General features: G+C 72.4%; 5 protein-coding genes. 4 read left to right on the top strand and 1 reads right to left on the bottom strand.

Annotated elements, in window-relative coordinates; translation table 11 throughout:
• Positions 1-249: 249 nt before the first annotated feature.
• Positions 250-816: a hypothetical protein gene (locus ACFV6D_RS30010; RefSeq protein ID WP_063352163.1), complete on the bottom strand. Its 567-nt coding sequence runs from the start codon at positions 814-816 to the stop codon at positions 250-252.
• A 335-nt stretch (positions 817-1,151) separates the two neighbouring features.
• On the opposite strand from ACFV6D_RS30010, the gene ACFV6D_RS30015 reads away from it, so the two are divergent.
• From ACFV6D_RS30015 to ACFV6D_RS30030, 4 genes are all read left to right on the top strand, one after another.
• Positions 1,152-1,907 carry a helix-turn-helix domain-containing protein gene (locus ACFV6D_RS30015; RefSeq protein ID WP_380427234.1) on the top strand — a complete coding sequence of 252 codons (756 nt, stop codon included), beginning with the start codon at positions 1,152-1,154 and terminating at the stop codon, positions 1,905-1,907.
• A gap of 55 nt (positions 1,908-1,962) precedes the next feature.
• Positions 1,963-2,499 (top strand): AAA family ATPase, encoded by a 537-nt coding sequence (locus ACFV6D_RS30020; RefSeq protein ID WP_380561885.1) that lies wholly within the window; start codon positions 1,963-1,965, stop codon positions 2,497-2,499.
• Between the two features lie 274 nt (positions 2,500-2,773).
• Positions 2,774-9,007 (top strand): DNRLRE domain-containing protein, encoded by a 6,234-nt coding sequence (locus ACFV6D_RS30025; protein WP_380561887.1) that lies wholly within the window; start codon positions 2,774-2,776, stop codon positions 9,005-9,007.
• Complete coding sequence (locus ACFV6D_RS30030; protein WP_380561889.1) at positions 9,004-9,270, top strand: hypothetical protein; 267 nt, start codon at positions 9,004-9,006, stop codon at positions 9,268-9,270. The genes ACFV6D_RS30025 and ACFV6D_RS30030 overlap by 4 nt, the downstream gene beginning before the upstream one ends.
• Positions 9,271-9,398: the final 128 nt, after the last annotated feature.

Here is a 9,398-nt window from a genome sequence, read left to right on the forward strand (position 1 = left end):
AGGTCACTCACCACGTCCACCACCCCCCCGTACGGCCCGGACCACATGTCCCCGACCGGCCCCGCCCCCGCATCGGGCACCCCCCCCCCACCGCCCCCCCCCCCCCCCCCCCGCCCGGGGGGCGGCGGGAGGTGCCGGGCCCGGCCTACCCGGCGAGCAACGGCCCGAGCTGCTCGGCCCATTCCGGCTACCGGGCCCCGGGTTACGCTCCGTCGAGGGGTCCGGGGGCCTCGGTGTTCCCAGGGGCGTTCATGGGCTGCTCAGCGCCATCGCGTACACGCCCTGATCGAGGTGCGTGAAGCCGTGCCGTTCCCAGGCTCGGCGCAGCTTCGTCATCGCCTCCTCGTCCGGCCGTCGGATCTCCGGGTCGTCGGAGGCGTAGGAACACGGCTCGTCCGGCCCGTGGTCGTGGATCGGGGCCGGATAGCAGACGGCCAGCGCCCCGGGGACGGCGAGCCGGCGGAGCGCGGCGACGGCCAGTCGCATGCCCACCCCCTTGCCTCGCCACGCGTCGGTGACGTGTACGGACTCCAGCAGGAGCAGCAGCGTCGGATTCGTCTTGGCCACGGCGGGGGTCAGGGCGCCGTCCTCGGTGAAGACCACGCGGGGGATGCGGTCGAGCAGGCCCGGGTCGGCGTCCAGAGCGGCACGGGGGTTCGGCGTCAAGCCGGGGACCACGCGGGTGATCTCGGCTGTGCCGATGTTCTCGGCCGGAACATAGAACGAAGCCGTCCACCGTTCGGCGCGACTGGTCCACGTCTCGTCGGCGAACTGCCGCATGGCGTAGGCGATATGGAACCGGTTCGGGTCAACCACGGGCACTCCTCCGAGTGAACGGGGCCCCCGCCGTGTGCACAGTCGGCAGGGGTCCCGGTGTGTCAGGTGACTACTTGGGCTGCGGGGCGGGCTGCGGCTGCTCCGGCGCCGGGTTGCCCCGGTGCTTCGGCGGGTCCTTCGGCTCCCCCTTGTGCTTGGACACGATGATCTCGACGTGCATGGGCGGTACCTCCTGCCTGCTTCTGGTGGCGGGTTGGAGACCGATCGTGCCCCAACCCGGCGAACCATTGCGACGGCGTGGAGGCGTCACTTCGGCGTCCTGGCAAGACGTCATTTCGACGTCTTCAGAGGATGTTTGGGCCTATCTTCTAGCCATGACTACGCCGAACGAGACCCTTCGGGCCGTACGCCTCGGACTCCGTCTCAGCCAGGACGAGTTCGCGAAGCGGCTGCGGGCGGCCGGGGAGGACCAAGGGGAGCCGAACGACGCCAGCAAGCGCCTGGTGCAACGTTGGGAGTCAGGGGAGGTGAGGTCTCCCCGCCCGGTGTACGTTCGAGCCCTTGAGGCTGTCACCAAGATTCCCGTTGACCGCCTCGGCTTCGACTCGCCACAGTTGCCGCCAAGGGTCAGCGTGGACAGTACGGGAGGGCACGACGTGACCAGTGATGAACCGGGCGTGCCCGTGCAGGCTGCGCCCGCTCCTACGGGTGAGGACTACTCGGGGGTATGGGTCAGCCACTACGAGTTCTACAGCAGCAGTCGGGAGAACACGTTCACCGGTCTGCATCACGTCGTGCTGTCCCAGAACGGCAACCGGATCACGGGGCGATCCCTCCCCGGTGCGTCGTCCAATCCCGACTCGCCGCTGTCATTCGATCTCACTGTTGATCGGAACATCGTTACGGGTTCCTGGGTGGAGCAGACCGCGCAGGATGGCTACTACCAGGGGGCCAGGTATCACGGCGCTATTCAGTTGCTGGTCGACCCGACCGGCCGCCGCATGGCCGGCAAGTGGGTCGGCTTCGGCAAGGACTTCGACGTCAACTCCGGGCCTTGGGAACTGCGTCTGCTGGACAAGTCCACGGCGGACCACGTCCTGAGCCGCTACAGCGTGCCGCCGGAAGCGTAGCCGCGCCTCACAGCGTACGCGGGAGGGCCCCGTACGCGGCCGGTACGGTATCGGCGTGACGGGAACTCAGGACACCGTGCTGGTGGTGGTCCGCGGGCCGAGCGGGGCGGGCAAGTCGAGCGTCGCCGTGCGGCTGCGCGCCGCGTACGGGCGGGGTGTGGCCGTCGTCGCGCAGGACGTGCTCCGGCGCACCGTCCTGCGCGAGCGCGACCTCCCGGGCGGGGCGAACATCGGCCTCATCGACCTGGTCGCCCGGCACGCCCTGGACCACGGCTTCCACACCGTCGTCGAGGGCATCCTCGCCGCCGAGCGCTACGGCCCGATGCTCGCCCGGCTCGCCGCCGACCACCGCGGCCGCAGCCACCTGTACTACCTCGACGCCGACTTCGACGAGACCGTGCGCCGCCACGCCACCCGCCCCCAGGCCGGCGAGTTCTCCCCCGAGGACATGGCCGGCTGGTACCAGCCCCACGACCTCCTGCCCGGCGGCCTCGAACACGTCGTTCCGCAGCACAGCACCCTCGACGAGACCGTCGAGCGGATCCTCACCGACACCCGTCTCGCCCCACCCGGCTGGACACCCCGGCCCTGAGGACGGGAAGCAGCGGGCCCACCACCCGAAGCGGCCCTACCGGCGGTGGCGGCCGGTAAGTGTCTGGTGCGGTCGGCACCGCTGACGTAACGCGCAGGGGGCGGGCGCGGTTGCCTACGCCATGATCACGATCATGTGAACCTTGTCGAAACAAGATCATTATTTGATGATCCTTTGGCGTCATTTGACCCCATCTTTGATCTTGCCGCCCACTCCTATGCTCCGAGAGCGCCGTCGAGCGACGGTGTTTCAAGGAGTCGATATGAACAGACGGATGACCACACGACGCAGACTCGGCAGGCCTGTTGGCATGCGGGCGGTGAGCGGGTCGCTGGCCCTCGCCGTGGCGGTGTCGCTGCTGGCCGGGTCCGAGACGGCCCTCGCCGCATCGCCGAGCGCGTCCCCGAGCGCGGCGGCGGCGAAGGCGGGCAAGGGCGCCGGGCAGTGGGCCACGTCCGCCGCCGACGTGCCGTCGGCGAGGGTCGCGGCCCGGCTGTCCGGGCAGCGGGTGGAGGCGCTCTCCGAGCGTACGGAGACGTCGACGACGTGGGTGAACAAGGACGGTTCGCTCACCACCGAGCTGTTCGCGGGCCCGATCCGCTTCCAGCGTGACGGCCAGTGGGTGGACGTCGACCTCGGCCTCCAGGCGGGCGCGGACGGGTCGGTGGCGCCGAAGGCCCACCCGAACGCGCTGCGGCTCGCCGGTGCCGGCGGCACCCGGGCGAAGTCGCTGCTCCAGGCGCAGGCCGCGGCCCCGGACGACGCCCGCACCCTGGTGACCCTCGGGCAGGGCGACCAGCAGGTCGAGCTCCAGTGGCGGGGCGGCCTGCCCAAGCCCGCCCTGGACGGCACGAAGGCCACCTACCGGGACGCGATCGCGGACGGCGCGGCCGACCTGGTCGTGGAGGCCACCCGGACCGGCTTCGAGCAGTACACGGTGCTCAAGCAGCGCCCGAGCGCCGCCGGGTTCTCGTACACGATGCCGCTGAAGGCCGACGGTCTGAAGGCCGAGGTCCAGCCGGACGGCGGCGTGCTGTTCACCGACAGGCGCACCGGCGAGCGGCGGGCCGTGCTCCCGGCGCCGGTGATGTGGGACGCGACGGCCGCCGCCGAGGGCTCCGGTGAGCACGCCCGGCAGGCGAAGGTCGGTCTGAAGGTCGTTCAGCGCGGCGACGGCATCGACCTGGTGTTCACGCCGGACGCCGCGTTCCTCGCGGACCCGAAGACGCAGTACCCGGTGACGGTCGACCCCTCCACCACGGCCCTCGGCAACGTCTTCGACACCCGGGTGCAGCAGGGCGAGACGGTCGACTGGTCGGCCGACACCGAGATCTACTGGGGCAACTCCGGCACCAAGAACGCGGACGGCTCCTCCCGCCAGGCCCGGTCGTTCATCAACTGGAACACCGCGCCGATCGCGGACGCGCTGATCACCAACGCCAGCCTGTCGCTGTACAACTTCCACTCCGGCAACAGCGACTGCCAGCCCTACGCGTGGGACATCTGGGACACCGGCCTCGCCTCGACCGCCTCGCGCTGGACGGCGCAGCCCTCCTGGAACGCCAAGAAGGCCACCGGCACCGAGACCAAGGGCCGGGACGCCTGCGGAGGCGACGGCTGGATCACCGCGGACGTCACCAACCTGGTGCAGACCTGGACGTCGGCGAAGAACACCACCTCGGGCATGGGGCTGCGCGCCCCGGACGAGGCCAACACCAAGTACTGGAAGGAGGTGAACTCCGCCAACGCCGCGACCAACGTCCCGAAGCTGACGGTGACGTACAACTACCGCCCCCGGACCGGGACGGACCAGCAGGCCGGCTCGCCGTTCTACAAGGACACCGCCGGCACCTGGTGGGTCAACTCCACCACCCCGACGCTGCGCGACACCTTCGTCGACCCGAACAACGACAAGGTCGACGGCACCTTCCAGATCTTCGACACCGCCACCGACACCCAGGTGGGCAACGTCCTGGTCTCCCCGTACGTGCCGAGCGGGGCCCCGGCCTCCGTCAAGGTCCCGGCCGGTGTGCTGGCCAACGGCAGGACGTACAAGTTCCGTACCTCCCCGTACGACGGGCTGCACTACAACAACAACTGGTCGGCGTGGGCCACCTTCACGGTCGACACCTCCGCCCCCTCGGCGCCCGCCGCGCTCTCCTCCGCCGACTACCCGTCGGGCCAGTGGGTCAAGGGCCCCGGCCAGGCCGGTTCCTTCACCGCGACCCCGCCGGCCGGTGACCAGAACGCCCTGGAGTGGACGCTCGACGGCGCGACCTGGACGAAGGTCGCGACGAACGGCTCCGCCGCGCCGGTGACCTTCACCGTGACCCCGGCCAAGGCCGGCACCAACACCCTTCAGGTGCGGGCGGTGGACCGGGCGGAGAACAAGTCCGAGGCCCGTACCCACACCTTCCAGGTCGGCGCGGGCGGTGTCACCTCGCCGAACGACGGCACCCGCACCGCGGCGCGCCTGCCGCTCACCGCCGAGGCCGACGCCGCCCGCTACGACCAGGTGGCCTTCTCCTGGCGGCGCTCCGACGCCGACGCCTGGACGCGGATCCCCGCCGGCGACATCACCAACGGCGGTGCCGCACTGGCGGCCTGGCCCGTGCCCCTCGCCGCGGGCAAGAGCCCGGCGCTCACCTGGAACGCCACCTCCACGGTGACCCCGGACGGCACCGTCCAGCTCCGCGCGGACTTCACCGGGCCGGGCGCCGCCGCCGTCTCCTCCGAGCCGGTGCGGGTCGTCGTCGACCGCAAGGCCGACGGCGCGGCGACGGAGAACGTCGGCCCGGGTGCACTGAACCTGCTCACCGGCGACCTCAGGGTCCCGGCCACCGACGTGTCGCTGTTCGGCATGACGGTCGGCCGCACGCACTCCTCGCGTGACCCGCGGGCCGCCGCCGGCCAGGACGGCCAGGCGGCGGTCTTCGGCCCCAACTGGGTGTCCAGCGTGTCGTCGAGCCTGTCTGCCTCGGAGTACACGGAGATCCGCAGGACCTCCAGCACCTCGCTCAGCGTGATGGCCGCCGACGGCTCCGCCGTCTCCTTCACCTCCAACGCGGCCGGCAACGGCTGGACGCCCGAGCCGGGCAGCGAGGACCTCACCCTGAGCGGCTCCTTCGGCGCCGACTTCACACTCTCCGGCACCGAGGGCACCGTCACCACCTTCGCCAAGGCCGATCCGGCCGCCGCCACCTGGACGGTGACCTCCACGCTCCAGGGCGGGCTGGCCAACACCACCACCAGCGTGGTGTCGGAGACGACCGTGGTCGGCGGCAAGACTCTGGCCCGGCCGAAGCTCGTCATCGCGCCGACCTCCGCGGCCACCCCGGCGGTGTGCGCGGCGAACGTCGCCGCCAAGGGCTGCCGCGTCCTGCAGTTCGTCTACGCCACCGCGACCACCGCCACCGGCGCCACCACCGACACCGAGTTCGGTGACGTCGCCGGGCAGGTCACCGCGATCAGGCTCTGGAGCACCGCGCCCGGGGCCGCCGCGGCCACCGCCACCGACGTCGCCGTCTACCGCTACGACTCCGCCGGGCGGCTGCGCCAGACCTGGGACCCGCGGCTCGGCCAGAGCAGCCAGAACCAGTACACCTACTACACCCAGGGCGCCGACGACGGCCTGCTCTCCTCCGTCCAGCTCAGCGGCACCCGCGCCACCTCGCTGGCGTACGGCACCGTCAGCGCCAACCCGGCCGCGGGCCCCGGCATGCTGACGAAGACCTGGCACGACACCCTCGCCCCCGGCACCACGGGCACCGTGAACGGCACCGCCACCACCACCGTCGTCTACGGCGTCCCGCTCTCCGGCGCGAAGGCGCCGGAGGACCTCTCCGCGCCGGCCGCCTCCGCGTGGGGCCAGAGCGACCTGCCGACCGACGCCACCGCGGTGTTCCCGCCGGACCAGGCCCCCGCCTCCAACAACGGCACCGACCTCGGCGCCGGCGACTACACCCGGGCGAACGTCACCTACCTCAACGCCTCCGGCCGCCAGGTCAACCAGGCCACCCCGGGCCACCACGTCACCACCACCGAGTACGACAACCAGGGCCACCAGGTCCGCAGCCTGACCGCGGGCAACCGCGAGCTCGCCCTCGGCGCCACCACCGCCGCCAAGGCCGAACTGGCCGACCTCGGCATCGACACCCTGCCCTCCGCCGAACGCGCCCGGCTCCTGTCGAGCAGCAGCGCCTACAGCACGGACGGCCAGCAGGAGACCGACGTCTACGACCCGCTCCACCGCATCACCCTCGCCGCCGACGCCACCTCCGGTGCGACGGTCCTGGCGAAGGCCGGCACCCAACTGCCCGCCCGCCAGCACACCGTGAAGACCTACGACGAGGGCCGGCCGACCGACGGCACCGCCAAGATCAAGAACCAGATCACCCTCACCGCCACCGGCGCCCGGCTCCGCGCCTGGCCCGACCTGCTGGTCGACGCCCGCCAGGACCGCACCACCTACAACTGGGCGCTCGGCGTGCCCACCGCGCAGATCAAGGACAGCGGCGGCCTCGCCCTGACCACCACCACCGGCTACGACGGCCAGGGCCGGGTCGTCTCGACCCGGCAGCCGGCCTCCACCGGCTCCGACGCGGCCGCCGGCTGGACCAGCTACTACACCGCCGACGGCACCGGCACCTGCGGCAACCGCCCCGAGTGGGCCGACCTCGTCTGCCAGACCGGGCCCGCCGCGGCCATCACCGGCGGCGGCGCCAACCCCGCACAACTGCCCACCAGGACAACCCAGTACGGGCAGTTCGGCCAGGCCACCCGCACCACCGAGACGGCCAACGGCGTCACCCGCACCACCGTGACCGACACCGACACGGCGGGGCGCCCCACCACCGTCACCGTCACCGACGGCCTCGGCACCCCGGCCCCCGCCGCCACCACCACCTACCACCCGGGCACCGGCGCCGTCACCCGCCAGACCTCCGCCACCGGCGGCACCATCACCAAGGGCTACGACGAACTCGGCCGCCTGACCTCCTACACCGACGCCGACGGCGCCGTCACCACCACGGAGTACGACGCCCTCAACCGCCCCACCAAGGTCACCGACACCTCCCCCTCCACCACCACCTACACCTACGACACCGCCGTCGACCCGCGCGGCCTGGCGACCTCGGTGACGGACTCCGTCGCCGGCACCCTCACCGCCCGCTACGACGCCGACGGCACGCCGCTCACCCAGGGCCTGCCCGGCGGCTACACCCGGACCGACGACAAGGACCCGGCCGGCACCACCACCAGCCGCACCTACACCCGCGACAGCGACGGCCTCGTGCTGGTCTCCGACGGCATCACCGAGACCATCCACGGCCAGCGGGCCACCCACACCGGCACCCCCGGCATCACCGCGGCCCAGACCTACGCCTACGACCGGGCCGGCCGGCTCCTCCAGGTCCAGGACACCTCGACCGACGCCGTCTGCACCACCCGCACCTACACCTTCGACCGCAACACCAACCGCACCGCGCTGGCCACCGCCGACGCCGCCCGCGGCCAGACCTGCACCACCACCGCGGGCACCACCCAGACCAGCACCTACGACACCGCCGACCGCCTGGTGAACCCCGGCTACACCTACGACGCGTTCGGCCGCACCACCGCACTGCCCGGCAGCACCCTCGCGTACTACACCACCGACCTGGTGCAGCAGCAGACCAGCGGCACCAACCGGCAGAGCTGGACCCTCGACTCGGCCCAGCGCTTCCGCGCCTGGACCACCGAGACCAACACCACCGGCACCTGGGCCCAGACCGGACTGCGGACCAACCACTACGGCTCCGACACCGACAGCCCCCGCTGGATCACCGAGGACACCGCGGGCACCCTGACCCGCAACGTCACCGGCCCCGCCGGCACCCTCGCCGCCACCACCGCGAAGACCGGCGGCACCATCCTGCAACTCGCCAACCTGCACGGCGACATCACCCTGCGGCTGCCCCTGGACACCGCCGTCGCACCCACCGTCCTCGACTACGACGAGTACGGCCAACCACGCACCGGCCAGCCCGGCACCCGCTACGCCTGGCTCGGCGACAAGCAGCGCTCCGACGAGACCCCGAGCGCCCTCACCCTCATGGGAGCGCGCCTCTACAACCCGGCCACCGGCCGCTTCCTCTCCCCCGACCCGGTCCAGGGAGCCAGCGCCAACGCCTACGACTACTGCAACGCCGACCCGGTCAACTGCACCGACCTCAACGGCCGGATGCCCGGCTGGCTGAAGGCCGCGCTCAAGGCCGCCGTCTCCCGCGCCGTCCAACTGTCCGTCACCGCGGCCGTGGCCGCCTGGATCCCCTTCCTGGCACCCTGGGCGCTCCACATCGGCAACTGCGCCGGCGGCGCCTGCGCCGGTGTACTGTTCGGGAGCGGCGGCTGGAAGCAGCGCATCGTCTGGGCCGTCGCCGGCTGCCTCGCGGGGTTCGTCTTCGACCGCGGCGTCTCCCAGCGGATCGTCGACAAGGTGATCGGCGTGGTCAGGAGGTTCGTGTGACATCCACGGAGTCGGAGAATTCGGCGGAGTCGGCGGAGGAACCGGCAGCGCGCCGGGCGAGCCCGCTGCGCCTCGCCGCGACCAACGGGGCCTGGCTCGCCCCGTCCTTCCTCGCCGCCTACCTGCTCTCCGACCGCCTCACCGCCGATGCCACCACCCGCACCTGGTGCACCCTGCTCCTCGCACCGGTGATCGGCCTGGCCCTGCGCGCCACGACCACCCTCGTGGCCCGCCGCCGACGGGCGCGGACCAGTCGGCGGTAACCCGACGCACACCCCTGCAACAGGGGCCCGGGCCCCCGGCCCCCCCCCGGGGGGGGGGCGGGGGGGGGCGGGGGGGGAGCCGCGCGCGCGCGCCGCGGCTCTCGCGGACCGAGGCGCGCGCGCGAGCG

The organism is Kitasatospora sp. NPDC059812 (genome assembly GCF_042732075.1).
In the GTDB taxonomy this organism is placed as follows: Bacteria; Actinomycetota; Actinomycetes; order Streptomycetales; family Streptomycetaceae; genus Kitasatospora.